The following is a 24,173-nucleotide window of genomic DNA, read 5'->3' on the forward strand; positions in this document are numbered from 1 at the left end:
GACTTTGTCCTTTCATGATGATTACATTTTTTCCGGAGCCGATACGCCGATCAGCTGAAGCGCGTTGTTCAGCGTAATTTGCGTCGCTTTCATTAAAGCCAGACGCGCGCGGCTCTTCTCTTTATTTTCAGGATCGATGACTTTTTCCGCATTGTAGAAGCTGTGAAGAGCGGATGCCAAATCATAAATGTAGTTGGTGATCCGGTGCGGGATGCGTTTTTCCGCCGCCTCCGCCACAGCTTCAGGGAATCCGCCGATCGTTTTCAGCAGATCGTATTCTTTTTCTGATTGAATATGGCTGAAATCAAGATCTGCCGCCGGTTTAAGTCCCTGCTCTTCCCCTTGGCGTAGCATGCTGCAAATACGGGCATGCGCGTATTGCGCGTAATACACAGGGTTTTCGTTTGATGTAGATACGGCAAGATCCAGGTCAAAATCCATATGCGTATCGGCGCTGCGCATCGCGAAGAAATAACGGACCGCGTCAAGGCCGACCTCTTCAATCAGGTCACGCATCGTTACGGCTTTCCCCGTACGTTTGCTCATCTTCATTTTTTCGCCGTTTTTATATAAATGAACGAGCTGAATGATTTCAACTTCCAATGTGCCTTTTTTGTAACCGAGCGCTTCAATTGCCGCTTTCATACGTGGAATATAGCCGTGGTGATCCGCGCCCCACACATTGATGAGCTTGTCGAAGCCGCGGTCAAGCTTGTCTTTATGGTATGCGATGTCCGGAAGCAGATAAGTGTATGAGCCGTCTTTTTTGATCAGCACACGGTCTTTGTCGTCACCGAACGTTGTGGAACGGAACCATGTCGCGCCGTCCTCTTCGTATACATGGCCCTTTTCGCGAAGCGCCTCAAGCGCCTGATCGATTTTTCCGTTTTCGTACAGTGATGTTTCAGAATACCATACGTCAAACGGCACGCGGAAATTCTCCAGGTCGGAGCGGAGTTTATCAAGCTCGTACTTTAAGCCGTATTCACGGAAAAACGCCTGACGTTCGCTCTCCTCTTCATGTACGAAGCGGTCACCGAAATCTTCGGCAAGCTTTTTCCCGATAGCGATAATATCTTCGCCCCGGTAGCCGTCTTCCGGCATCGGTTTTTCAAGACCGAGCGCCTCAAAATAACGGACTTCAACGGAGAGCGCCAGATTGTTAATCTGATTGCCCGCATCATTAATATAGTATTCGCGGCTCACATCATAGCCCGCTTTAGAAAGCACGCTGCACAGCACGTCACCTACTGCCGCGCCGCGCGCATGGCCTAAGTGAAGATCTCCCGTCGGGTTGGCGGACACGAATTCCACCTGAATCTTTTCGCCTTGTCCGACGTTTGTCTCTCCGTAATGTTCACCGGCTTCAAGCACGGACGGAATCAGTTTTGTTAAGTAGCCGTTGTTCATGTAAAAGTTGATGAAGCCCGGCCCCGCAATATCCATCTTTTCAATGGAAGCCTTGCCTTTATCAAATGCCGCCACGATCTCCTCGGCAATTTGGCGCGGCGCTTTTTTGGCGATTCTCGCCAGCTGCATCGCCATGTTTGTGGAATAATCACCGTGTGTTTTGTCTTTCGGCGTTTCTAACAGTACGCTTGGAATCTGGCTTTCTTCCGCCAGGCCCGCTTTCAGAACGGCCGCTTTGATTTCTTCCTTCAGCACGTCCTTCATTTGTTCCGCAATATTCATGCGTGAGTTCCTCCCTCATACGTGATCGTCATATTATGTAAATGCTGCTGCTCGTCTCCGACATGCATGTCATATGCGATGCTGATTCGGCCTTTTTCTTCACCGAGATCAGATTGAATCGATTTTGTGCTTGTTTCCAGCTCAAGCTCACCAAATGACATTTTATATTTCGTAATTGTGGAAGCTCCCGTTATGAAACGCTGATTCATTTTAACAGCGCCTGACCTCATGATCAGGACTTCGCCTTCGCTCACCTTCACAATCGTTTTTACTTTGCCTAGGTCGTGTTCTTCATAATAAGATAGATACACTTTTTGTTGTTTTACATAGTAAAATCCGGTAGTACGGAATTCGATGACTTCCTCATTTCCGTCATCCTCGATCACAGACTTCACATGGAGTGTTATCGGTGTCTCTTGCTTCATTTTGACACGTCCTTTTCATCATTCCACTTTGACTTGAATAGTATAATCATTCAGCTTGTAAACTTCAACTGCTTCTATCTTACCATCATTGCTCATTAGATTTGAAGATAAACCTCATAAAAAGCAGTTCCTTATGAGAAGAGAAAATCATATCACTATGTCACCCAATCCGTGAAAAACATGACAGCAGCTTTTCAGAAACTCACACAGTCTCATCGAAGCTGCTGCGACTTCCAGCAACATAGATTGTGCAGGAGCTATAAAAACGTCCGCCAAACACACGTGATGGCTTCTGTATTATGCCAAGTCATCATATTCGGCTGCGTGTTCGAAATCGTCAAGGCCGTCCCTTGCCGTATCAACGGGACTCGCGGTGTTACTGATTTTGTATTTATTGTATTTTATGCGGACGAACTTGCTGCAGCTTTTCCAGCATGACAGCCTGTTCAAAAAAGGGCTTGCGGGAGCGCTGACAGGAGCCGGGGTTTGGTGGATGCTCAGTTTCACCATAAGTGAACTGCTGTTTTTGATCATCCTGGCTGCCATCCAGCAGATCGGCTCATTTATTTATAAACGATTGTCTTATCCCAGCTCTGCTTCTCTCGATCTATGAAATCGCTACATTGCAATCGCAGACGGACCCGCGCCAACCGGGATCACCGTCACAGCTGTATAATCGCTCGTGCGGTACACGGTCACGGTATTGTCGTCGGGCTGTGCTGCATAAATGTACTGATTATCAGGTGTTACGGCGAGATCAGAGACGCCGGGGAGAGAGGCAGTTGTTATAAAAGTATGCTGCGCTGTATCTACGACAGTGAGATTCTCTGGGGATGCCTCAAAATAGGGCTCAAGGAAAAACGCACGAGTCCCATCAGCAGAAAAAACAATTGTAATTAAACCGTCAAACAGTCTGTTAATTCGTGAAGATTCGCTAAATATTGTCAAATCTATCACAGAAACGGCATTCGGCCCTAGCTCACCATTTTCCAGATAAGCAAAATTCCCTATTATCGGGGTTACAATTAAATTTGGTGTTTCAAAGTTACTTAAACTTTCGATCAGCTGTCCGGTGTTTAAGTCATATTTATTAACGACCCAAATTACAGAGTTGGTCGTATAGAAAAACTGTCCGTTAGGGTCTAGGGCAAAATCGTCCGCAGCGGGTGACACCGTGAACGTATTGGTAATGGTTTGCGAGGAAATATTAATTTCATAAACGGAGCTGCCTCCTGCGAGAATATAAGCAAATTCTCCCCCAGTTTCAAACTGGATTTTTCTGGGGGCTCCTACAAGAGGGATGGTTTGTGTAACCGTTAATGTTTCGTTGTTAATGATCGACACAAGATTCGCATTCCTATGGAGAACATACGTATACGCTTTATCCAAGGTAACACCCAAATCAGTCGGGATATCAGATAAAGAAATGGTACTTACAAGAGTATTCACGTCAGCATCAATGACAGAAACCGTGCTGTCTCCAGTGTTTGCAGTAAACACGTAAGATCGATGATCCGGTTCCGGCACAAGCACAATCGTGCCTGTCACCGATAAAGGACTGCCATAGAATGGCAGAACGACAACAAGGTTCTCGATCGTAATGTCACTGACATCCGGGCAATCATCGGGTTCATCAGAATAATAGACGACTTGGTCAATCTCTGCATTGCGGATGACAGAAACAGACCCGTCCCCTTGTCCATATTGATTTCGCACTGGTGAGACACTGACGAGAAGCGTAACAGTTCCCTGCAGGCGCACTGCGAATTGAACACCGATTTCATCAGGCTCAGGCCCCGTCTCAATGAAACAGCGTTCAATGACACAAGAAAGGCTGTCTGCATTCCACGTCACGTTTGCAACAGCTTCAGCCGGATCAACAACAAACCCCTCAGGCAATTCAATCGGCGCTTGAAACATCGCTTCACGGCTTGCTTCTTCCTCGCAAAAACATAAACAATCTTCTTGTGCGGCTCCTGCTTTTTCTTTAAAGGAAAGCATGTTATTTCTCATATCTTCACTTCCTTTTCAGACATACACTGCTCACGCAGATACAACAGAATATGGAAGATGTATTTGTTTGCTTGTACAAATTGTCGGGGATAATAGCGGATTTTTGAAGTGATATCCGCAGACATGCGGTTTTAAAAAGAAAACATTGCGGTTTTTTTGCGCTATCCTTCCGAATGAAAATGATAAAATATGTCATATACATAACGTGGAAGGGAGGGATTCGGAATAGTGGCGAGTGTTGTATCGTCTTCAGCGGTTGGAGAAAAAATCAACGAATGGTATATGTACATTCGAAGGTTCAGCATCCCGGACGCCGAGTACTTGCGGAGAGAAATCAAAGAAGAGCTTGCAAGCCTGGAAGATGACCAGGATCTTCATCTGTACTATTCTCTCATGGAATTCCGCCACAATCTGATGCTGGAATACCTCGAACCGCTGGAATCGCAGCGGATAGAAGAACAGCCGAGACTATCGGATCTGCTCGCGGATATTGATAAAAAGCAGGCCCGGCTGACCGGACGCCTTGATTATTATTTTAATTTTTTCCGGGGGATGTATGAGCTGGAATGCCGTGAATATCTTTCAGCGATTCAGTTTTTTAAGAAAGCTGAAAGCAAATTGACGTACGTTACAGATCAGATAGAAAAAGCGGAATTTTACTTTAAGATGTCAGAGTCCTACTATTATATGAAGCAGACTTATTTTTCTATGGATTATGCCCGGCAGGCTTATAAAATTTATCATAAGCAGGAGGCATATAATATAAGGGTGCTTCAGTGCCATTCATTGTTCGCTACCAACTTTCTTGACTTAAAGCAATATGATGAAGCAATTCAGCATTTTAAAAAAGCTTATGCCATGGCAGAGGCAGAACAGCAGCCTCAATTAATGGGCCGGACTCTATATAATATCGGGCTTTGTTTTAACAGCCAAGAAAATTACAAACCAGCCATTGACTACATCAAACGGGCAATAGCTGTTTTTGAAGATGGGAACATCATCACTTCTCTTCCGCAAGCCTATTTCTTAATCACACAAATACATTATAAAATCGGAAATATGGCCATAGCCAGGCAATATCATGACAAAGGAGTATCTTACGCGAAGGAGGCGGAAGATTCATTATATATAGCGGAGTATGAATTTTTAGAATCTTTGTACGTCGGTGAGCCTGATGAAGAAGCAATTATGGAATGTTTTGACTTCCTCAAGGATAAATTGATGTATGCTGATCTTGAAGATTTTGCCTTAGATGTGGCAAAATATTACCACGAGAGAGAAAATTTCGAGAAGGCTTCCGCATATTTTTTAAAAGTGGAAGAAACAAGACAGCAAATTCAAGGAGGTGTGAAGTTGTATGAAATTGAAGTATAAATTAGTACTTACTTGCTTAGCTGTAGGCACTGTTTTTGTTTCAGCCGACATCGCAAGTGCACCGGAACATCAATTTGAAGTTGCTCAGCGCGGAATGATTTAAAAATTAAACTTGATAGCAGCCAACATCTTACGGCTGTTTTTTTATCTGTTCTTCCTTATTAAAAACCCGGAACAAAGGCTGCTTCTGCCCTGTTATTCCGGGTTTTCTTCTTTCTACTTCACAAACCCAAGCAGCATTTCACGAATCATCTTGCTTGCCGTGTTTGCGGTTTGTTCGGAGTGGTCATAGATCGGCGCGACTTCTACAAGGTCAGCTCCTTTTACGCTGACTTCTGAGCGGGCGATTTCATGGATGGACGCGAGCAATTCCTTAGACGTGATGCCTCCTGCGTCAACCGTGCCCGTTCCCGGCGCATGAGCGGGGTCAAGAACGTCGATATCGATGGTGACATAAACAGGACGTCCCGCGAGCTGCGGCAGCACTTTTTTCAGCGGCTCAAGCACTTCAAACTTAGAAATGTGCATGCCGTTTTCTTTCGCCCATTCAAATTCTTCCTTCATTCCGGAACGGATGCCGAATGAAAATACGTTTTGCGGCCCGATAAGCTCGGCCGCTTTGCGGATCGGTGTAGAGTGGGAAAGCGGCTCGCCTTCATAATCCGTGCGCAGGTCTGTGTGCGCGTCAAAATGAATGATGGCAAGGTCCGGAAACTTCTTATACATGGCTTTAATGACAGGCCATGACACAAGGTGCTCCCCTCCCATGCCGAGCGGGAACTTTCCTTTTTCTAAAATGCTGTCCACGTATTCCTCAATCATATCAAGGCTTCTTTGCGGATTGCCGAACGGAAGCGGAATGTCGCCGGCGTCAAAGAAATTCAAATCAGCCAAGTCACTGTCGAGATACGGGCTGTATTCTTCAAGACCGATAGACACCTCGCGGATTCTCCCCGGGCCGAACCGTGAACCCGGGCGGTAGCTGACCGTCCAATCCATCGGCATGCCGTAGAGGATGGCGTCCGCCTCTTTCCAATCGGGGCGGCTTGCGATAAATACTTTTCCTGAATATGCTTCATCAAACCTCATGATAAAACCCTCGCTTTCCTGTAAAAAAGCGCAAGATTCGCTCCTGCGCCGTACGTTTTTATTTAATTAAGTCGCTCACAAATTTCGGAAGAACAAATGCCGCTTTGTGAAGCTCTTTCGTGTAATACTTCGTATCGATATCAAAGAAACGGCTGTCTTCCACTTCAAGCGGATCATACTTTTTAGAACCGATCGTAAATGTCCACAGACCGCTTGGGTACGTCGGGATATTAGCCGTATACAGACGGGTGATCGGGAAGATTTCTTTCACATCGCGCTGTACGTTTGTAATCAGCTCCGGTGTAAACCACGGATTGTCCGTCTGCGCGACGAAGATGCCGTCTTCTTTTAACGCCTTGGAAATTCCGGCATAGAAACCTTTTGAGAACAGATTGACGGCCGGTCCGACCGGTTCTGTTGAATCAACCATAATGACGTCGTATTCATTTTCTGATTTCGCGATGTGCATGAAGCCGTCATCGACTCTCACGTCTACGCGCGGATCATCCAGCTTGCCCGCAATAGATGGAAGGAATTTTTTAGAGTATTCAATGACCTTGCTGTCAATGTCGACAAGCGTCGCTTTTTTTACGCCCGGGTGCTTCAGAATCTCTCTGATGACGCCGCCGTCTCCGCCGCCGACAACGAGGACGTTTTCCGGATTCGGGTGTGTAAATAACGGTACGTGCGCAACCATTTCATGATAGACGAACTCGTCCTTTTCAGAAGTCATGACCATTCCGTCTAAGAACAGCATGTTGCCGAATTCTTCTGTCTCCACCATTTCCAGATGCTGAAATTCAGTCTGTTCCGTATGTAATGTTTGTTTCACCTTTAATGTAATGCCGAAGTTCTTCGTCTGCTTCTCCGTATACCAAAGCTCGCTCAATTGTCATCTCCCTTTCAAGGCTTATTTCATTTATTGTAAGCGTCTGTTTCGCTTTTATTCCGGTTAAAATCTCATTTTCACCTAAGGAAAAAGTATAGAGGATGGGAGGGAAAAAGTAAAGATGTGTCCGGCTTGCGATGTTTAAAAAACCCCCTTTTTTCACATAATAATAGAATCATGAAAAAGGGGGTTCCCAAAAGTGGATAAAGTATCTGGAAAACAGCTCAGAATCACGTTCAAAATCATCCGCGCCTGCATCTTTCTGACATTGATGGGCGGAATGCTGGCCGGCGTCTGCTTCACATCCATTCTTCTTGCAGCGAAATGGCAGGGAGCCCCCTCCGTCCGGGTTCCTCAGTCTACGATTCTTTATGCAAATGACGGCTCAAAGCTGGGTGAGACCGATTTCGGGGAAAAACGCTACTGGGTCCGGTTGAAAGATATCAATCCGATAGCGGTGCAGGCCGCCATTGCGGTAGAGGATCAAAACTTTTACAGCCACCATGGTTTTGATTACCGGCGGATGGCCGCCGCCGCGCTTGCTGACATAAAGGCAATGGCCAAGGTTCAGGGCGCCAGCACCATTACCCAGCAATACGCGAGAAATCTCTACCTTGAGCATGATAAGACATGGAAACGAAAATGGAATGAAGCATTTTACACGATCCGCCTTGAACAGAACTATTCTAAAAACGAGATTTTAGAAGGTTATGTAAATACGATATATTACGGCCACGGCGCATACGGAATTGAAGCCGCCTCCCGCCTGTATTTCGGCAAACACGCCAAAGATCTGAACGATGCGGAAGCCGTGCTTTTGGCGGGCATTCCGAAAGGCCCGTCCGGCTATTCGCCTTATATCAGCGAAAAGAAAGCCAAACAGCGCCAGAAAACCATTCTTCGACTGATGACCGAACAGAAAATGATATCAAAAGCAAAAGCGGAAAACCTTAAGAAAGCCCCGCTTGCCTACAAGCCGCTGAAAAACAGAACCGCGGCGAAAACGGCGCCTTATTTTTACGATGATGCGATGAAAGAACTTGAGAAAAAGCTCGGCATGACGCGCGAACAGCTGGCAACGAGCGGGCTTCGTGTTTATACGACGCTTGATAAGCGCATGCAGCGGATCGCAGAAAACACTGTGGCACATACGATCCGTACCGGCTCTGACATTCAGGTCGGCTTTTCCGCAATTGATCCGGCAACAGGGCGCGTGCTTGCGCTGCTCGGCGGACGTGACTACGAAAAAAGCCCGTTTGACCGGGCGACACAGGCGAAACGGCAGCCGGCTTCCACGATCAAGCCGCTTTTGTACTACAAAGCAATTCAAAGCGGCTTTACACCGGTCACGCTGATGAAAAGCGAAGAAACAGAGTTCCAGATTGACGACAACGGAGACACCTATTCTCCAAGCAATTACAACGGCTACTACGCCAATAAACCGATTACCCTGCTTCAGGCGCTTGCGTTATCAGACAACATTTATGCCGTGAAGACCCATCTCTTTCTCGGCATGAATAAGCTCGTGTCAGCGGCGAAGGAATTCGGCATCAGCGAGCATTTAAAGCCCCTTCCGTCTCTGGCGCTCGGAACTGAACCCGTGCGCCCGATTGAAATGGTCAATGCCTACGCGATGCTCGCAAACGGGGGAAAACAAATCACCCCTTCATTTATCACAAAAGTGACGGATACCGCCGGCAACGTCTTGTATGAACAGCCGCGCAGGCATCAACAGGTTCTTGATAAAAAAGCAGCTTTTGTAACGGCAAGCATGATGACTGGCATGTTTGATAAGGATTTAAACGGCTATACTTCCGTCACAGGACGCACCATTTCAGACAGGCTGACCCGAACCTACGGCGGGAAATCGGGCACGACGAGCGCGGACAGCTGGATGATCGGTTTTAATCCCGCTCTTGCTGCCGGCGTATGGACAGGCTATGACAAAAGCAGCACGATTGATTCAGTTGAGGAAAAAAGCTATGCGAAGACCATTTGGGCGGATTTTATGGAGAAAGCGCTCAAAGGAGAACCGGAAATGGCGTTTAAACCGCCGAAGGGCGTCACGGGCGTCTACATTGATCCCGCTTCCGGCTACACATCAGGACCAGGATGCGCCGCAAAGCATTATACGTATTTTATCGCAGGCACAGAGCCCGCGGATGTGTGCTTCGGTCCGGAACCGTCTAAAAAAGAGAAGGAACACGCCCCCGCCCGTAAAGAACCTCGGCAAAAAAAATGGTGGGATAAGTGGCTCGGCAAAAAAGACTAAGCCCGGTGCATCGCGCACCGGGCTTTAATCCGCATCTTCCTCAAGCACCCATGGGAGCAAAAGTGAAAAGTCGAGATGAATAATAGGATCAGGAAAATCCTTCGGTATAAAAAACCTTGTACTCGGCAAAGAAAACGAAAAGCGGATATCTCCCGCCTTCTCAATATGAGACTTCGGCCAGCCTTCGCCAAGGCGGCCGACAATCGGATAACTGCCCGCATAATGATGCAGGCCGTTTTCCTTTCCGATCTCCCCCACGTCGTGACAGACAGACGGACGAATCCCAAACTGTGTAAACAATCTTGTTTTCTCGGCGGGAAGGAGATTCATCGCCTCGGAGAAATTCCGGCAGTTCGCGCAATCGCATCGATCGTCCCATGGTTTTTCGTGTTGTTTTCTCGTTTCCGCCGCATCCGCCTCAATGACCCAAGGACCGATGTCAAATACGGTGAACATGATGAAACCTCCGCTTAAACATGAAAAACCCCGAGTCTTAGTTCGGCTCGGGACTTTCCATGTCCTGATTCTGTATCAACAGTTTACTCAGTACAATTGCGAAATAGTGCAAATATTTATAAGGTTCACAAAAAGTTCACAAATTATTTTTCTTCCGAAAGCAGACCCGTTTTCAATTCATCGGATGAACGGTCCCAGAGCCCTTGGTCATGCTTCTTCAGAAATTCAGCGAGCACCCGCTTTGAGCTGTCATCCATTTTGTCCACGATAATGCGGCGCTTCATTGATTTATCCATTAAATTCACATGCTCCGGCAATGACTTATAGCCTCTGCGAATACTTCTGTCCACGGTCATTTCACAAGCCGTCACACCCGCGTAATAAGGGCCTTCTTCTTTTCTGTCGATGGTGACCCATACGAGCCAGTACGGTTTTCCGTTCGGCACTTCATCCTTGTTCGGCAGGAATTTGATGCCTTTTTCCACGACACTGCGGGCGTGCATGGCGCCGATATCGACGAAGGCTTCCTTCTCTTCCACATCGACAAATACCGGAGAAATATTGTCAAGGCTCAGCGATCCGGCGCCGAAACCGCCATGTCCGTCGGTCGGATCACTTTTAATGATATTAAACCCGATTGATTTCTTCTTTTTTCCTTCTTCCATGAAAATACCCTCCTACAAAAGCGGTTGAAATATAATGGCAAATACTCTGAGAATCCAGTCTCTTCCCTCGCTTAACAGCGGCCACACGACATAGGAGCCGACCGGTGTCACAAACAGCACGAGGAACACGATAATCCCGTAGCTCTCAAATTGAGTCATTTTGGCGCGCACCCGCGGCGGCACGAGATCCTCAATAATCCGGTAGCCGTCAAGCGGAGGAAGCGGCAGCAGGTTGAATAAACACAGCGCAAGATTCAGCTGAATCCAAATAGAGAAAAAGCGGTCAAGCCCCATGCTGAATGCCGAAAGCAGCTCCATTCCGTAAGCATGCATCAACACTAGCAAAAAGAAACCGATAAAGGCAAGAAGCAGGTTGCTTACAGGCCCGGCGACGGAAACCAGCACTCCCGCCAGCCGCGGTCTTTTAAAGGCGCGGCGGTTCACCGGCACCGGCCGTGCCCAGCCGAAGCCCGCGACCAAAATAAGAATGGTTCCGAAAACATCAAGATGTTTAATCGGATTGAGCGTTAATCTTCCCTGTCTCGCCGCGGTATCATCACCGAACCGATACGCGACATATGCGTGCGCCAGTTCATGCATCGTAAATGCCACGATCAGCGTAATCACGACATAGGGCATAAGCTCCAGCGGATAATATAAAAATCTGTCCAAGTGTAAAAATCCCCTTTTTTAAAAAATGCAAGATTGTCCTCCGTTCAGTATACTATAAGTGACCTCTCTTCCAAAGAGAGGAAACGATAAAGGAGGAACAGCACCATGCCGCTCGTAACCGTTAAAATGCTTGAAGGCCGCACTGATGAACAAAAACGGAATCTGGTTGAAAAAGTAACAGAAGCCGTAAAAGAAACGACAGGCGCAGCCGAAGAAAAAATCATTGTCATGATTGAAGAAATGAGAAAGGATCATTACGCCGTCGCCGGCAAACGGATCAGCGACACGGAGTAATCCTTGATAAAGGCCGGCGCTGCTGTACGCAAGCCGGCTTATTTCACTACCTTTTCAACCAGGCTGAAAAAGGTTTTCTTTTCTTCCTCTGTCAATGCTTCGAACAGCTCGTCAATCAGCAGCTGCCGGTTTTCAATCATTTGCATGGCCGCCATTTTCCCTGATTCGGAAAGCGTCATCCACACTGTGCGGCGGTCTTCGTTATTTCTCGACCTTTCCACGAACCCTTCTTTCTCTAAATGATTGAGAGCGGTGGTCGTGGCAGAAGGCGATAATGTGACTTCCTGCAATATATCTTTAATCGTGCACGTGCCGTGCCGGTAAATAATCCTGAGAATAAATCCTCTAATATTGTTTATACTCTTCGGAATTGTCGCCTCATCAAGTTTTTTCGTGCTCTTTAAGTATTTTGTGAGAGCGTAATCCAGTACATTTGCTTGCAAGTTATCGTGCTTCATGCAGAAACTCCCCATTTCAAGATGCATCCATCATCATTTAATTGTTTTTATTACATTTTACTGATACCTTACGGAGAAAGTCAAAATTCCGGTCGGAACACCCGCAACTTTTATCCTGCCCTGTACAGACTTTTGTCTCCCTCTTTTTTCACCAGTCCCTTTTATGCAATGCTGGTTTTATAGACATGATTCAGGTAAAATCATTAAGGGTGACTGCGTTTGACGGAAAGACTGAGCTGATGCGACAGACAATATGATGGGAAAGAAACGGAACAAACGGGGAAACAGAACACAGGATTGTTGATTACACAGAAGATGTGACACGGGTAAAAGCCAAAGAGTTCCTCTCGGCTTTTGCTTTCGGATGGAGGGATGCGTGTTGCGGAATATCCTACAAAAAAAAGACATCACCCAGCTGCTTGAACAAAGCAGAAACAGGCAGACTGCCAAAACGATGGGTGGATTTGATTTAACATTACTGGGCATCGGCGCCGTCATCGGGACGGGCGTCATGGTCCTTACAGGCATTACGGCCGCGAAAAATGCCGGGCCTTCCGTTATCTTTTCTTTTATCATTGCAGCCGTTGTCTGCAGTCTTGCAGCATTATGTTACGCCGAAATCGCTTCTGTTCTCCCGGTTTACGGAAGCGCTTATATTTACTCTTACACCACCATGGGAGAAATTATCGGCCATTTAATGGGCTGGACGCTCTTATCCGTTTATATGGTGACGGCTTCTGCGGTGGCAAGCGGCTGGTCAAGTTATTTCAATAATCTGTTAGCCGAAATCGGCATGCCTTTGCCGGACAGTCTGCTGCACGTGCCGAGCCAGGGGGGCATCGTCAACCTTCCTGCCATCATCATTACTCTATTAATTGCGGTCGTTCTGTCACGCGGATCCAAAGAGAGCAAAACATTTAATAATGTAATGGTTCTCGTAAAAATCGGAATTGTTTTGCTGTTTATCATCACAGGCAGCTTTTTTGTGAAGCCGGGCAATTGGCATCCTTTTATGCCTTTTGGAATCAAAGGCGTGATCACGGGGGCTTCTGCCGTCTTTTTTGCGTTTCTCGGGTTTGACGCGATTTCCGCTTCGGCTGAAGAAGTCAAAAAACCGCAGCGCAACCTGCCGATCGGTATTATCGGTTCACTGGTGATCTGTACATTAGTATACGTCATTGTCTGTCTCGTCATGACCGGGATGGTTCCGTATTCACAGCTTAATGTGCCGGAAGCCATGTCTTATGTATTACAGACTGTCGGACAAAACGCGGTGGCGGGCGTTATCGCTGCCGGAGCGGTGATCGGGCTGATGGCCGTTGTTCTCGCCCATACATATGCGGCGACCCGCATATCCCTGGCGATGGCAAGAGACGGGATGCTGCCGAAAGTTTTCACGATTGTCGGAAAGAAATCGGGGGCTCCGATCTTTAATACGTGGGTGATCGGCCTGACAAGCGCATTTATTGCGGGTTTTGTGAACCTGAAAGAGCTGTCAGATCTCTCAAACATCGGCGCATTATTGACATTCGCCATGGTCAGTCTGTCCGTGCTGATTCTTCGCCGCACCCATAAGGATCTGCCTCGGGGATTCAAAGTGCCGTTTGTACCCGTTCTGCCGATTTTGGCCATTATCTGCTGTTTGTTTTTAATGGTCAATCTGCCGCTGAAAACATGGCTTTATTTTATCGTCTGGCTGATCATCGGCGTAATCGTTTACTTTTTATATTCGTACAAGCACAGCAAATTGAGAAAATAAACAAAACCAGGCCCGCTTGTTCGCGGCCTGGTTTTTGCATAAAAAAAGACGAAAGCCATCGCCTTTAACAAATGTGTTTCAGCTCTTCTATGTAGTGAAGCGCCTCTTCATATTCTTCATCAGTATATTTCTGTTTGCTTTTTATCGTAAACACTTTCTCTTTCTTTTCCTCTGCTTCAAGGCCGTCAAAATACAAAATCGTGGACACCAGCTCCAGAAACCGGGATGAGCGGCTGTTGACGCTGTCGATATAATTCTTCATATCCGGCATCGTAAGCTCCGCATGATGTAAAAACTCGGCTCCCGTCTCCGTCAGCGAGTACCGGTATTGAAAGTAGCCGCCCTTTTTTTCCTTCACCTCATCCAGAAACCCAAGATTGCACAGCTCTTCAATTCGAAGCGTCAGTTCTTCGGAATACGGACCGTAAAAATGAAAATCATATTTTTCGTAGAAAGGATACTGCATTTTCTTCGCGATATAAATGATTTTCTGCAGCTTTTTCCGCCCGATGATTTCTCCAGAATCCGAGAACACCTTCATCAGTTTTGCATGTTCTTTCAACAAATTCCCGACATCTCCTTTTCCTTCTTTACCAAAATCCTTCTATGTCAGTCCCAGCAGCTGCCGGATTTTTAATTTTGCTTCAGGGTTTTCTGAATCGTCAAAAATGAGGTCCATCGGATAGTACAGCTTATGATCCGTCCGCCGTTTGCCCGAAATGGATTCGACAATGGCGGACTGCCTGGACAGCTCTTTTATCTGGCCGTTCTGCGTTAACAGATGAATCGGCAGACGCTCTTCTTCCTCACCCGGACGGTAAAAATCATACGGCAGATCCGATGAAGAATCGACCACCAAATAGTAATTGGGATCAATTCCCGCCTCTTTAAACAGAGCGGTCAGCTCAAAATAAGCCGACATTTCTTCATTCGGGTTAAATTCGGCATATTGAAACAGCTGGCGGTTGATGAAGCGGCGGCACAAGTCGGACAGAATCGGATCCTCTTCTTCCTCCCAAGCCTGGAAATAATACAAAATGATTGCTTCATCAAGCTTCAGATAATCCTCAAGCGTCAGCTTCCCTTCAAAAATGGAATAAAAATGAACGGGAGCGTGAGTGAAGATATACCCTTCTTCATGGAGCTGCTTCGCACGGTGGAGAATTTTCGTCAAAATGACTTCAGCGCTTCTCGTCACAGGGTGAAAATACACCTGCCAGTACATTTGATAGCGGCTCATAATATAGTCTTCGACGGCATGCATGCCGCTTTGCTTAATGACGATCTGGTCCTCACGGGGACGCATCACCCTTAAAATCCGTTCCATATCAAAATGTCCGTAGCTGACGCCCGTATAGTACGCGTCCCGCTGAAGGTAATCCATCCGGTCGGCGTCAATCTGGCTCGAAATCAGGCTGACCACCTGTTTGTTTTTGTATGTTTTGGCAATGACTTCAGCAACATCCTGCGCAAATCCCGGACCCGCCTTTCTGAGAACCTGATTCACCTCAGTGTCGCCCAGAATGATTTCCCTCGTAAAATCTTCATGATCCAGATGAAAAACCTTTTCAAAGGAATGCGAAAACGGCCCATGCCCCAAATCGTGCAAAAGCGCTGCGCTGAGACAGAGTTCGCGTTCATTGTCATCCCATTCAGGACGCCCTTTAAAGACATCGTCAACCATTCTTCTGACAATCTCATAGACGCCGAGAGAATGGTTAAAACGGCTGTGTTCCGCGCCGTGAAACGTCAAATACGTCGTACCGAGCTGCTTGATCCGGCGCAGCCGCTGAAATTCACGGGTGCCGATCAAATCCCAGATCAGCTTGTCCCGCACATGAACATAGCGGTGAACAGGATCTTTAAACACTTTTTCTTCTGATAATTTTCCATTTGGATACGCCATCGTCATTCCCTCTTTTTTTTAGCCGTGATTCTATTATATCGGCTCAATCATTTGAAAACATCCTTGAATTTGTCCGGCGTTTTGTTCCAGTTTTCCGAAACTGATTTTTTTGAAGCAAAAAAGCCTGACCCATCGGGCGAGGCTGTCGTAAACACACAAATTCACTTTTTGATCTTCTTTTTCACTTTCTCAATCAGCTCGTCCTCAGTCGGCGCAGACAGCGGGCGGTTGTTTACGAAAGCAAACGATTTTTTGCGTCCGGGCCCGCAATATGACTGACAGCCGACCTCCACTTTTGCATCCGGATCAGCTTCTTTTAAACGCGGCAGCAATGTTTTAATATTGGTGGCTTGGCAATCATCACACACTCGGAATTCATTAGCCATGATGTACGCTTCCCTTCATTCAATGTTCCTCTATGTTAATTCTTAATTTTAAAAAACGAAAAAAATCACATCACATTCCATTGTACAAGGATTCATCTTATCCTGCAAGGCTCTGCGTATCTCTCATTCTTTCAGCCAATTTGTATAAATATTTTCCAATCTGGACATTCTAATACCATCAAGATTATTGGGGGTTGAGAACATTGACAAAGCAAAGACAGGACGCCTGGTCAGAGGAAAATGATCTGCTGCTTGCGGAAACCGTGCTCCGGCACGTTCGGGAAGGAAGCACGCAGCTTAACGCCTTTGAAGAGGTAGGCGATAAATTAAACAGAACATCGGCAGCATGCGGATTCAGATGGAATGCCGTCGTCCGCCATCAATACGAAAAAGCGCTTCAGCTCGCCAAAAAACAGCGGAAACAGCGGATGCGCGCGCTCGGCAACGGCCAGCCGGCCAAGAAGAAATTATTATATCAGCCGCCTGCACCGGATTCGGATATCATTCAAGAAACCGCAGCCGAAAAGACGGTTCAAACAGAAGCGCCAAAAGATGAGCCGCAAGCCGTCATGTCCGGCGAACATATGCCTTATGTCGATGAAAGCTTCAAGGAAGAGTTAGCTAGTTTATCACATTTGCTGGCGCCACAGCAGCCGAATCCGACAACTGAGCTTACAATGGCAGACGTCATTCAATTTCTGCAGAGCTATGAAGGCAGCGGAAAGCAAACCTCTGCCCTGCAAATGGAAAATGACCGTTTAAAACGGGAAAACCAAGAACTGCAGTCTAAAACCGAGAAGCTGGAAGCGGCTGTCGAAAAACTTGAAAAAGATCAAAAAACCATTCAGGAAGACTACGAAACCTTGGTTAAAATTATGAACAGAGCCAGAAAACTAGTTTTATTTGAAGACGAACACGCCTCCCCGTCCTTTAAAATGGATCGGAACGGCAATTTAGAAAAAATGGCAGAATAACGGCAAAACCCCCTTTCCTTATCACGGAAAAAGGGGTTTTTGTCATTTGTCAATGACGCGCATGCTGATCTATATTAATGTAAACATTATCCGGGGGGCCTTCTTCCAAAAGGCCTGCGCATCTCAGTCCCCGTCCGTACATAAGCATAAAGATTCAATTCCTCATCCCAAATGGTTCTTGGGAATTATTGATCAATTATCTACTGTGCAATACACTGTATAAATAATACAATTATTAGATATGATGGGAATGATAGTAAAGTGAATAGCCAATTACGAAAAGGAGCTTTGGAACTTTGTGTGTTATCTCTGCTTCTTTATGAAGATCTATATGGTTATGAATTAATCAAGGTCATAAGTGAAACGTTCCCTGTGTCGGAGGGCACCATCTACCCCATATTACGAAGACTCACAAAAAATAATTATTTAAAAACATATACAGCAGCCTCAGATCAAGGCCCGTCACGCAAATATTACAAAGTAACAGAAGAAGGCGCCTTTTACTATCACACATTAAAAGCAGAATGGCTCGACCTGTCCGAAAAAGTGAACAGCATCATTAAGGAGGGAAAGTGAATGTTTAAAGACCAATACCTAAAACAGCTCCGGCGGGAAATAAAAGATCTGCCGGAACTTGAACAAAAAGAGATACTCGCGGATATCGGCGAAATATTCCAAATGGGCGGTGCTGAAGGAAAAAGCGACGAACAAATCGCTAACAATTTAGGAGATCCCAAAACACTTGCGCGCACCTTAAAAGCTGATATTTTCATCAATGATGCTCAGGAGCAGAAAACATGGCGCTCCTTTTTCAAAGCATTCGGCCTGCTGTTAGGCATGAGCCTGTTTAACTTCATGGTTATGCTGACACCGTTTCTTTTTGCCTCTGTTACGGTGTTAAGTTTGATGGCGATCGGGCTTATGCTGATAACCGGGTCATTCTTTCTTCTTGTGAAAGTACCGATTGTTACAGCCATTTTTAACGGATGTATTGTCCTCGGAGCGGGTATGGCGGTGTTTATGGCCGGATTTGATCTTTCGAAGCTGATATTCCGTGTCTTTTTGCGCTATTTCAAATGGAATGTCAGCGTTGTAAGGAGGGAAACCATTGAATCGAAAAATGTGGTATAGCATTGCTCTCATTTTAATCGCTGCCGGTCTGATCGGAAGCATGTTCTTCGGTTTTGACGGCTTTTATCCTAATTCATAAGGAAGGTGTGCAAATATCATGACTGAACCAGCCCTGATATTGAAAAATGTCTCTAAAACCATCAATCATACTCCTATTGTACAGTCAATTTCTTTCGATGTGAGAAAAGGTGAGATATTCGGCCTTTTAGGACCGAACGGTTCAGGAAAAACCACTATTTTTAGAATGATCGTACAGCTTATTAAAATAACAGAAGGAGCCATTTCATTCAAGGGCAGACCGGACAGCGACTTTGAATATTTGATGAAACATATCGGGGTTATCATCGAAGGGCCGGACATGTATCCGAATATGACCGCTTTGCAAAACCTGAAATATTTCACTAAACTTCGCAGCGCCTCACTCCGAACAGATGACCTTATGAATATTCTCATAAAAGTCGGATTAGAGCAGGCTGCCCGCAAAAAAGTAAAACATTTCTCATTAGGCATGAAACAGCGTTTGGGGCTCGCTTATTCTCTTCTCCACAACCCTGAGTTATTAATTCTGGATGAACCGATGAATGGGCTAGATCCTAAAGGGATGAAAGAATTGCGCACCATTCTTTCTGATTTAGCGCAGCAGGGAGTTTCTATTTTAATATCAAGCCATTTATTGTCGGAAATGGAGGAGATTTGCGACAGGGTTGCCTATATCAAAAAGGGACGGATTTTAGGAATTGAAGAGATGAAAAAAAGAAATGACCCTGCTCAGAAAAAGCTGTTTACCGTCATGGTTAATAATCCTGAAAGGGCGAAAGAAATATTAGAACAGGAAGGTATTCTTCAAGTACAGCAAAAAGACAGCCGCATCATTGAATTGGAAGCAGAAGAAGACACCATCCCGTATGTCATTAAATCTTTAGCAGAGAAAGAGATTCTGATTTCCCGCGTCTCCGCAAGAACTTTGTCCCTGGAAGAAAAATACATGATGATAACAGATAAGGAGGACGCGGTATGAGCATATTTCATCTGGCGCAGAACGAATTCATAAAAATAACCCGAAAAAAAGGCACACTTTTATCTCTTTTTTTCCTGTTTCTCATCGTTTTGCTGACCGGCCTTATCATGAATCATGAGGTAGATGCTTCTTCGGATAACAATTGGAAAGAACGGCTTCTCGCCGAAAAAAAACAAGAAGAAATCGAGAAACCGACTGAAACGACGGGCGTTTATTATTCAGCTGATGTTAAAAATAAAGACTATTATTTGGAGCATAACATTAACCCCTATGAATGGAACGGCTGGAGGTTTTTCAGTACGGTTACTTCAAACGCGCTTGAAATTTTCGTAAGCTTAACCGCAATTTTAACCATCAGCGGGATTGTTTCCAAAGAGTTTGCTCTTGGGACGATTAAGTTTATCGCTACAAGTCCGAACCGAAGATGGCGGATTTTAACATCAAAATTTCTGGCATCCCTCCTGTTTACCGGCATGGTTTACTTATTTTACTGTATAAGCTGTTTGCTGATCGGCGGCGTGTTATTCAGTTTTTCTAATGCCTCATATCCGCTCGTCTATTCTCATTTAAATGACAGCCTGTATACCATCAGTTCATTAAAAGCATCCGGGATCATTCTTCTTTTACGTTTCATATCAATTATAAGCATTGTCACCATCGCATTCACTTTGTCAGTATTATTCAAAAGTCAGGCTCTCTCCCTTTGCTTATCCATTTTACTGCTGTTTGCCGGCAGTATATTAGGCGGAACTGATTTGCTTGCTCAATTTACGTGGTATAAATTTACGCTCTTTCCGCATTTAAATCTCGTTGCTTATGTAAATAAAAGCGCCGGTGATGCGATTTCAACATTAAACATCCCCTATTCTATGACGGTTATAGCAATCTACTTTCTTATTTGTTTGCTGATTTCATTTACCGTCTTTCAAAAGAGAGACATTACAGCATAGACAGAGTGGCGGCGGCATAATGAGCGGACGGCAAAAAATACTGACGGTCCAGCATTTTGCCGCTGACCTTCCCTTGGTCCATGGCCAATGGATTTAAATAACCGAAGCCCCCGTTGCTTCGCTGCTGAAAGCATAGAAATTCCCGCCCTTCCCGTATAAAAAGCGTCTCATCGAACTGGAGAAATTTCATAATGGCTGTGTATTTTGCAACGGCATCGATGTGATACCTTCTGCACTCAGCTAACATTAAGCCTGAGAAAGCAAAGTCTGATGTTTTGTACCATTCTATGAGAAAAGGCTGCAATTCTTTCATCTGCAAGTAAGTGACAACATAAAGGGTATCCGCTAATTCTTCCTGCCTGCCGCCCGATGCCATAAGCAAATCAGCCTCCCTTTCCAAGCCGTTTTCTAAGAAAACGATCAGCTCCTCCGGGGTCACCGCTTTAAAATAAGCTGCTAACACCATTAGAATCATAGAAGAAGGATCTGATTTCAGCTCATCTTTTAAACCGCTGACCATTTGTTCACGACCGTTATGAAAAAAAATGCTTTTTGCGGCATACATCTTGCGGTATACATGATACGCGTACGCGAACAGGACCGGGTGGCATTCGTGCGTTTTTTCTCCAAAATAACTGTCTAAGTAGAGGATGACTTCTTCCGTATCCTTGTTTTTTTCGAAATGATGACATGCCGCTAAACCGCAAAACAGGTGCATGAGCTCCTCTGCTTCCATTTCTTCCGGGTGCAGCTGAAGGTTCTTCCAAAAAACCAGCAGCCATTCTTCTGTTTTTTTTATATTAAAATGTTCCTCTACTATCTGCATGTTTCACACTCCAGATTCAGAATCTCAATCGCCGGCAGAAGAGCCGGGGCACAATGAATGGATGGATTTTCGTTATTAATGTAATGAAGAGCTGCTTGACAGCCATAAAAAAAAGGATCGATACATGATTGAATAAATAACATAGTGCACAGCTGTTTCATATTTCTGCTGCCGAGACAAAACACAAGCCATTTTTGAATGGACGCCTTCAAGCCGGGATGAAGCTGATGCTCTCCCTCATCTAAATAAAGAAGACAATACTCAATAAACTCCAGCTCGTTTTCAGCTGTCCTTTTCCATGCGTCATGAAGCAAAGGCTGAAACATCGAATCTTTGTAAAAACGCACTTTCTCATCATCAGATGACATTCCCAGCTCGTTCAGCAAACCGACTAATTCATCGTATTTAAAATAAGGCCATTCTTTTTTTATAAGATAGCCGTTTTGCAATCCATGACGTATAATCTGATCATTCGCTTTCAATCCCTGCTTCTTTTTATAGGTTTTTGCCGTTCATTCACAATGGCCGTGTTACTGTGAAACAGATCTTCCCAGCATGACTTATCAACGAAAGCAGACGCAATCCGTTCAATATGTTCTTTTACAGCGGAAGAATGGCTTGTCTTTCTGTAGTATTTGCAGAAGCCTGCAAACAGCTGAATGCACTTCATATCCGGAAGCGATTGTTCGGCAAAAGATAATAAAAATTGATCCGTCTCTTCAGCTAATCTGTTCAAGTTAATAGTTCCTTTCTGCTCTGAGACAGGCATGCGCGGCTCCCGCAGCAACAAGTGTTGTATGGTAGCAATGTTTAAACACATCTTCTCTTCGCTGTTCATCTTTCAAACCGGGTTTATGTTGATAGGTGATGCCCGGAACATTCCCCTCTTTCATTCGGCCCTGATATATTTTATTCCATGCTGCCTCATAGAGCGGTTTATGATTTTCTCTTTCCATGTCAATATTTAAAAAAGAACTGCACATCAATAATTCACTGGTAATATCTAAATTCTCGAGACATATATAAATCCCGAGAAACTTCAGGACCTTTTCTTTCAAAGACGGCAGATTATACTCCTTATCTGTAAGCGAAGAACATCCCATGTCTGTTATATAAAAAATCGTATGAGTTATACTGTACGCATCATGATCAGTCATATATGTATTTGGGATATTCTGACCAGCTGCTGTGTAGTTATATAAGTCAGAAAAATCCGTTATTTCTGAAGTCACGCCCGCTCTTTCCAGACTGTACTTCAGATCCATTTTCCGAAAGGGAATTTTAGCAAGGCTGCCATCAAAACGCGATCCCGTGAATTTTTTCAGCTCCCATATCACCGAAGCCCGGGACGGGTGATCTGTTAAGGTAAGAAATTCCCCCGCAATAGCCAATCCGGCAAGACCGTCCGGATCAAAATGAATAAATTCTTCTAGCTTTTCATTGTGAAGCCTTTCTGTAATAAAGTCTGTTAAAACCGTAACCTCCTTATCATCTGCCTGATTTCTGATCAGGTAATTGGTAAGAAAAATGAGCTCTATAAATGTTTTAAGCCGCCATCTGAAATCATTCGCTACTTTATGATTCATATCAAAGAAATGAATATTCTCAACGATCCATGACAGTGCTCCCTGCTTAATTTCTTTTATATACGCTTGGGTCAAATTTTTCACCACCTTGTCTCAGATGTGTAGGTTCCAAACAGCTGATAATCTACTTTTGAGTGGCTAAATCAGAGAAATTCAAATTCGGGTTTTGATTGTCTTCTTGGCTTGGCACTACAAGCACCCAGCCGCTCCAAGCGAAAGTATTGCCTGATTGCTCTGCATCTCCGGCTAACAAATGTGTCGGGATCGTGATTCTTTTTTCTTCTTTTATTTTTTTAAAATTCATATCTCCATCTCCTTTAGTTTATAGAATTATTTGGAACCTACATCAATATATTAATCAAATAAGGTATATATTGTAAACTATTTTTGATATAACACTTCTTTTTTCACTATAAATAAATAGTATATAATTATCAGAAAAACAAAAAAGCCCGGACTCAGTCCAAGCTTTCCTGCGTACCAAACACCTTCTCATTCCGCTCAAGCATTCGGGTCAGATTTTTTTCAAATACGATTTCTTCTTCCGGCGATAATCCGGCCGCATACAGGCGGCCGCTGAGTTCCTTCAGTTCGGTCAAAAGCGCCAGCATTAAGTCCTGTACGGAAATGTCCGTTTGCAGCAATTCACTTAATGATGCCATCGTTTCGGGCCTTATGTCGGGGTATACGCCTTTTGTATCGTTGCTTTTGTCTTTTAAAGCGGCTTGATAGAAACGTCTGATCAAGTCGGCCCTTTCACTGCCGCTTTTATCGGCGCAGAGATAAATCTGAACCGCGGTTCCGCCCCGCAGCCGTCTTTGTGAGATTCCCGCGAATTTTCGGCCGCCGATGCTGAGATCATAGCTCCCCGGACAGTACGATCCTTTAATTTCATACGCTTCAATTTCAGCGTTGTACGGACTCAGCATCCGCCGCACCAGCTCTGTCATCGCCTCGTAGCCTCTGTCGATGTCGATGCCTTTTTTCTCATCTTCAAAAATAAGCGAGATATTCAATACGCCTTCATCGAGAACGACCGCGAGGCCCCCGGAATTTCGGACAATGACACGGTAGCCTTCGTCCTTCAGCAATTTCACGCCGTCCTCTAAAAATGGAAGCCGTGTGTCCTGAATGCCGAGCACGATCGTCCGGTGGTGCACCCAAGATCGTGCTGTCGCAGGCGATTCCCCTTTGCCCGCGGAGGCGCACAGCGTATCATCTATTGCGAATGACTGCTTCGCATCAAAATAAGGGCCGAGGCTGGATTGGTCAATGATTCTCCAGCTCGGCTGCATCAGTAAATCAATCGGTTGCTTTCCCATCTATATTAAATCCCTT

Annotated in this window: 26 protein-coding genes and 2 pseudogenes; 11 read left to right on the forward strand and 17 right to left on the reverse strand. The window is 45.3% G+C overall.

Annotated elements, in window-relative coordinates; genetic code table 11:
* Nucleotides 1-21: 21 nt before the first annotated feature.
* On the reverse strand, nucleotides 22-1,692 hold the full coding sequence (gene argS, locus ACW5MY_RS17810) for an arginine--tRNA ligase (protein ID WP_013353950.1): 1,671 nt from the start codon (nucleotides 1,690-1,692) through the stop codon (nucleotides 22-24).
* Nucleotides 1,689-2,117, reverse strand: a complete 429-nt coding sequence (locus ACW5MY_RS17815) for a YwiB family protein (protein WP_013353951.1) — start codon at nucleotides 2,115-2,117, stop codon at nucleotides 1,689-1,691. Before ACW5MY_RS17815 ends, argS begins: the two co-directional genes overlap by 4 nt.
* A 153-nt stretch (nucleotides 2,118-2,270) precedes the next feature.
* Between ACW5MY_RS17815 and ACW5MY_RS17820 the strand changes: the two are divergent.
* A pseudogene (locus ACW5MY_RS17820) lies at nucleotides 2,271-2,730 on the forward strand (bacteriocin biosynthesis protein AlbG); the annotation flags it as partial.
* A gap of 5 nt (nucleotides 2,731-2,735) precedes the next feature.
* Here ACW5MY_RS17820 and ACW5MY_RS17825 read toward each other — a convergent pair.
* Nucleotides 2,736-4,130, reverse strand: coding sequence for a YncE family protein (locus tag ACW5MY_RS17825; RefSeq protein WP_289394003.1), 1,395 nt, complete (start codon nucleotides 4,128-4,130; stop codon nucleotides 2,736-2,738).
* Between the two features lie 228 nt (nucleotides 4,131-4,358).
* Between ACW5MY_RS17825 and ACW5MY_RS17830 the strand changes: the two genes are divergently transcribed.
* Nucleotides 4,359-5,504, forward strand: a complete 1,146-nt coding sequence (locus ACW5MY_RS17830; protein WP_013353955.1) for a response regulator aspartate phosphatase — start codon at nucleotides 4,359-4,361, stop codon at nucleotides 5,502-5,504.
* On the forward strand, nucleotides 5,488-5,607 hold the full coding sequence (locus tag ACW5MY_RS17835; protein ID WP_014471166.1) for a PhrC/PhrF family phosphatase-inhibitory pheromone: 120 nt from the start codon (nucleotides 5,488-5,490) through the stop codon (nucleotides 5,605-5,607). Before ACW5MY_RS17830 ends, ACW5MY_RS17835 begins: the two co-directional genes overlap by 17 nt.
* A gap of 113 nt (nucleotides 5,608-5,720) precedes the next feature.
* Here ACW5MY_RS17835 and speB read toward each other — a convergent pair whose 3' ends face one another.
* Both speB and speE read right to left on the reverse strand, forming a co-directional pair.
* Nucleotides 5,721-6,593, reverse strand: a complete 873-nt coding sequence (speB, locus tag ACW5MY_RS17840) for an agmatinase (protein ID WP_013353956.1) — start codon at nucleotides 6,591-6,593, stop codon at nucleotides 5,721-5,723.
* 58 nt (nucleotides 6,594-6,651) lie between these two features.
* Nucleotides 6,652-7,482, reverse strand: coding sequence for a spermidine synthase (gene speE / locus ACW5MY_RS17845; protein ID WP_289394004.1), 831 nt, complete (start codon nucleotides 7,480-7,482; stop codon nucleotides 6,652-6,654).
* Between the two features lie 199 nt (nucleotides 7,483-7,681).
* Here speE and ACW5MY_RS17850 point away from each other — a divergent pair, with 199 nt between their 5' ends.
* Nucleotides 7,682-9,754, forward strand: a complete 2,073-nt coding sequence (locus tag ACW5MY_RS17850) for a transglycosylase domain-containing protein (protein ID WP_013353958.1) — start codon at nucleotides 7,682-7,684, stop codon at nucleotides 9,752-9,754.
* A 24-nt stretch (nucleotides 9,755-9,778) separates the two neighbouring features.
* On the opposite strand, the gene ACW5MY_RS17855 is transcribed toward ACW5MY_RS17850, so the two are convergent.
* The 3 genes from ACW5MY_RS17855 to ACW5MY_RS17865 form a co-directional block, all read right to left on the reverse strand.
* On the reverse strand, nucleotides 9,779-10,210 hold the full coding sequence (locus ACW5MY_RS17855) for a hypothetical protein (protein ID WP_013353959.1): 432 nt from the start codon (nucleotides 10,208-10,210) through the stop codon (nucleotides 9,779-9,781).
* Between the two features lie 143 nt (nucleotides 10,211-10,353).
* Nucleotides 10,354-10,875, reverse strand: a complete 522-nt coding sequence (locus tag ACW5MY_RS17860) for a YwhD family protein (protein ID WP_289394005.1) — start codon at nucleotides 10,873-10,875, stop codon at nucleotides 10,354-10,356.
* 12 nt (nucleotides 10,876-10,887) lie between these two features.
* Nucleotides 10,888-11,547 (reverse strand): site-2 protease family protein, encoded by a 660-nt coding sequence (locus tag ACW5MY_RS17865; RefSeq protein ID WP_014471167.1) that lies wholly within the window; start codon nucleotides 11,545-11,547, stop codon nucleotides 10,888-10,890.
* Nucleotides 11,548-11,652: 105 nt separating this feature from the next.
* Here ACW5MY_RS17865 and ACW5MY_RS17870 point away from each other — a divergent pair, with 105 nt between their 5' ends.
* On the forward strand, nucleotides 11,653-11,841 hold the full coding sequence (locus tag ACW5MY_RS17870) for a 2-hydroxymuconate tautomerase (RefSeq protein ID WP_003151042.1): 189 nt from the start codon (nucleotides 11,653-11,655) through the stop codon (nucleotides 11,839-11,841).
* Nucleotides 11,842-11,879: 38 nt separating this feature from the next.
* Here ACW5MY_RS17870 and ACW5MY_RS17875 read toward each other — a convergent pair whose 3' ends face one another.
* On the reverse strand, nucleotides 11,880-12,299 hold the full coding sequence (locus ACW5MY_RS17875) for a MarR family winged helix-turn-helix transcriptional regulator (protein WP_013353962.1): 420 nt from the start codon (nucleotides 12,297-12,299) through the stop codon (nucleotides 11,880-11,882).
* 379 nt (nucleotides 12,300-12,678) lie between these two features.
* Here ACW5MY_RS17875 and ACW5MY_RS17880 point away from each other — a divergent pair, with 379 nt between their 5' ends.
* Entirely contained in the window at nucleotides 12,679-14,058 is a 1,380-nt protein-coding gene (locus tag ACW5MY_RS17880) for an APC family permease (protein ID WP_045512764.1), read from the forward strand.
* A 64-nt stretch (nucleotides 14,059-14,122) separates the two neighbouring features.
* Here the strand turns inward: ACW5MY_RS17880 and ACW5MY_RS17885 are convergent, their stop codons facing one another.
* The 3 genes from ACW5MY_RS17885 to ACW5MY_RS17895 all read right to left on the reverse strand — a co-directional run bounded on the left by ACW5MY_RS17885 (nucleotide 14,123) and on the right by ACW5MY_RS17895 (nucleotide 16,350).
* Complete coding sequence (locus ACW5MY_RS17885) at nucleotides 14,123-14,623, reverse strand: YwgA family protein (protein WP_014471169.1); 501 nt, start codon at nucleotides 14,621-14,623, stop codon at nucleotides 14,123-14,125.
* 39 nt (nucleotides 14,624-14,662) lie between these two features.
* Nucleotides 14,663-15,964, reverse strand: a complete 1,302-nt coding sequence (locus ACW5MY_RS17890) for an HD domain-containing protein (protein ID WP_013353965.1) — start codon at nucleotides 15,962-15,964, stop codon at nucleotides 14,663-14,665.
* A gap of 161 nt (nucleotides 15,965-16,125) precedes the next feature.
* Complete coding sequence (locus ACW5MY_RS17895) at nucleotides 16,126-16,350, reverse strand: YuzB family protein (protein WP_003151034.1); 225 nt, start codon at nucleotides 16,348-16,350, stop codon at nucleotides 16,126-16,128.
* Between the two features lie 203 nt (nucleotides 16,351-16,553).
* On the opposite strand from ACW5MY_RS17895, the gene ACW5MY_RS17900 reads away from it, so the two are divergent.
* From ACW5MY_RS17900 to ACW5MY_RS17920, 5 genes are all read left to right on the forward strand, one after another.
* Nucleotides 16,554-17,324 carry an RsfA family transcriptional regulator gene (locus tag ACW5MY_RS17900; RefSeq protein WP_013353966.1) on the forward strand — a complete coding sequence of 257 codons (771 nt, stop codon included), beginning with the start codon at nucleotides 16,554-16,556 and terminating at the stop codon, nucleotides 17,322-17,324.
* A 300-nt stretch (nucleotides 17,325-17,624) separates the two neighbouring features.
* Complete coding sequence (locus ACW5MY_RS17905; protein WP_080565290.1) at nucleotides 17,625-17,900, forward strand: PadR family transcriptional regulator; 276 nt, start codon at nucleotides 17,625-17,627, stop codon at nucleotides 17,898-17,900.
* Nucleotides 17,901-18,455 carry an HAAS signaling domain-containing protein gene (locus tag ACW5MY_RS17910; RefSeq protein WP_013353968.1) on the forward strand — a complete coding sequence of 185 codons (555 nt, stop codon included), beginning with the start codon at nucleotides 17,901-17,903 and terminating at the stop codon, nucleotides 18,453-18,455.
* Nucleotides 18,456-18,552: 97 nt separating this feature from the next.
* Nucleotides 18,553-19,473, forward strand: coding sequence for an ABC transporter ATP-binding protein (locus ACW5MY_RS17915; RefSeq protein ID WP_013353969.1), 921 nt, complete (start codon nucleotides 18,553-18,555; stop codon nucleotides 19,471-19,473).
* A complete protein-coding gene (locus ACW5MY_RS17920; protein ID WP_289394009.1) occupies nucleotides 19,470-20,423 on the forward strand; it encodes an ABC transporter permease in 954 nt (317 codons plus the stop codon). The genes ACW5MY_RS17915 and ACW5MY_RS17920 overlap by 4 nt, the downstream gene beginning before the upstream one ends.
* On the opposite strand, the gene ACW5MY_RS17925 is transcribed toward ACW5MY_RS17920, so the two are convergent.
* From ACW5MY_RS17925 to ACW5MY_RS17945, 5 genes and pseudogenes are all read right to left on the reverse strand, one after another.
* On the reverse strand, nucleotides 20,413-21,249 hold the full coding sequence (locus ACW5MY_RS17925) for a hypothetical protein (RefSeq protein ID WP_013353971.1): 837 nt from the start codon (nucleotides 21,247-21,249) through the stop codon (nucleotides 20,413-20,415). The genes ACW5MY_RS17920 and ACW5MY_RS17925 overlap by 11 nt on opposite strands.
* Nucleotides 21,240-22,018 (reverse strand): annotated as a pseudogene (locus tag ACW5MY_RS17930) (hypothetical protein). Before ACW5MY_RS17930 ends, ACW5MY_RS17925 begins: the two are co-directional and overlap by 10 nt.
* Nucleotides 21,987-22,910 carry a DUF6895 family protein gene (locus ACW5MY_RS17935; protein ID WP_088613629.1) on the reverse strand — a complete coding sequence of 308 codons (924 nt, stop codon included), beginning with the start codon at nucleotides 22,908-22,910 and terminating at the stop codon, nucleotides 21,987-21,989. Before ACW5MY_RS17935 ends, ACW5MY_RS17930 begins: the two are co-directional and overlap by 32 nt.
* 49 nt (nucleotides 22,911-22,959) lie before the next feature.
* A complete protein-coding gene (locus tag ACW5MY_RS17940; protein ID WP_013353974.1) occupies nucleotides 22,960-23,139 on the reverse strand; it encodes a hypothetical protein in 180 nt (59 codons plus the stop codon).
* A gap of 154 nt (nucleotides 23,140-23,293) precedes the next feature.
* Nucleotides 23,294-24,157, reverse strand: a complete 864-nt coding sequence (locus tag ACW5MY_RS17945; RefSeq protein WP_013353975.1) for a lipoate--protein ligase family protein — start codon at nucleotides 24,155-24,157, stop codon at nucleotides 23,294-23,296.
* Nucleotides 24,158-24,173: the final 16 nt, after the last annotated feature.

It is taken from the genome of Bacillus sp. Bwzl_19 (genome assembly GCF_054900515.1).

Excerpts from the sequence above, each read along its gene's own strand:
- argS (WP_013353950.1), bottom strand. The coding sequence starts at position 1,692 with ATGAATATTGCGGAACAAATGAAGGACGTGCTGAAGGAAGAAATCAAA.
- ACW5MY_RS17815 (WP_013353951.1), bottom strand. The coding sequence starts at position 2,117 with ATGAAGCAAGAGACACCGATAACACTCCATGTGAAGTCTGTGATCGAG.
- ACW5MY_RS17825 (WP_289394003.1), bottom strand. The coding sequence starts at position 4,130 with ATGAGAAATAACATGCTTTCCTTTAAAGAAAAAGCAGGAGCCGCACAA.
- ACW5MY_RS17835 (WP_014471166.1), top strand. The coding sequence starts at position 5,488 with ATGAAATTGAAGTATAAATTAGTACTTACTTGCTTAGCTGTAGGCACT.
- speB (WP_013353956.1), bottom strand. The coding sequence starts at position 6,593 with ATGAGGTTTGATGAAGCATATTCAGGAAAAGTATTTATCGCAAGCCGC.
- ACW5MY_RS17855 (WP_013353959.1), bottom strand. The coding sequence starts at position 10,210 with ATGTTCACCGTATTTGACATCGGTCCTTGGGTCATTGAGGCGGATGCG.
- ACW5MY_RS17860 (WP_289394005.1), bottom strand. The coding sequence starts at position 10,875 with ATGGAAGAAGGAAAAAAGAAGAAATCAATCGGGTTTAATATCATTAAA.
- ACW5MY_RS17870 (WP_003151042.1), top strand. The coding sequence starts at position 11,653 with ATGCCGCTCGTAACCGTTAAAATGCTTGAAGGCCGCACTGATGAACAA.
- ACW5MY_RS17875 (WP_013353962.1), bottom strand. The coding sequence starts at position 12,299 with ATGAAGCACGATAACTTGCAAGCAAATGTACTGGATTACGCTCTCACA.
- ACW5MY_RS17890 (WP_013353965.1), bottom strand. The coding sequence starts at position 15,964 with ATGGCGTATCCAAATGGAAAATTATCAGAAGAAAAAGTGTTTAAAGAT.
- ACW5MY_RS17895 (WP_003151034.1), bottom strand. The coding sequence starts at position 16,350 with ATGGCTAATGAATTCCGAGTGTGTGATGATTGCCAAGCCACCAATATT.
- ACW5MY_RS17910 (WP_013353968.1), top strand. The coding sequence starts at position 17,901 with ATGTTTAAAGACCAATACCTAAAACAGCTCCGGCGGGAAATAAAAGAT.
- ACW5MY_RS17915 (WP_013353969.1), top strand. The coding sequence starts at position 18,553 with ATGACTGAACCAGCCCTGATATTGAAAAATGTCTCTAAAACCATCAAT.
- ACW5MY_RS17920 (WP_289394009.1), top strand. The coding sequence starts at position 19,470 with ATGAGCATATTTCATCTGGCGCAGAACGAATTCATAAAAATAACCCGA.
- ACW5MY_RS17925 (WP_013353971.1), bottom strand. The coding sequence starts at position 21,249 with ATGCAGATAGTAGAGGAACATTTTAATATAAAAAAAACAGAAGAATGG.
- ACW5MY_RS17940 (WP_013353974.1), bottom strand. The coding sequence starts at position 23,139 with ATGAATTTTAAAAAAATAAAAGAAGAAAAAAGAATCACGATCCCGACA.
- ACW5MY_RS17945 (WP_013353975.1), bottom strand. The coding sequence starts at position 24,157 with ATGGGAAAGCAACCGATTGATTTACTGATGCAGCCGAGCTGGAGAATC.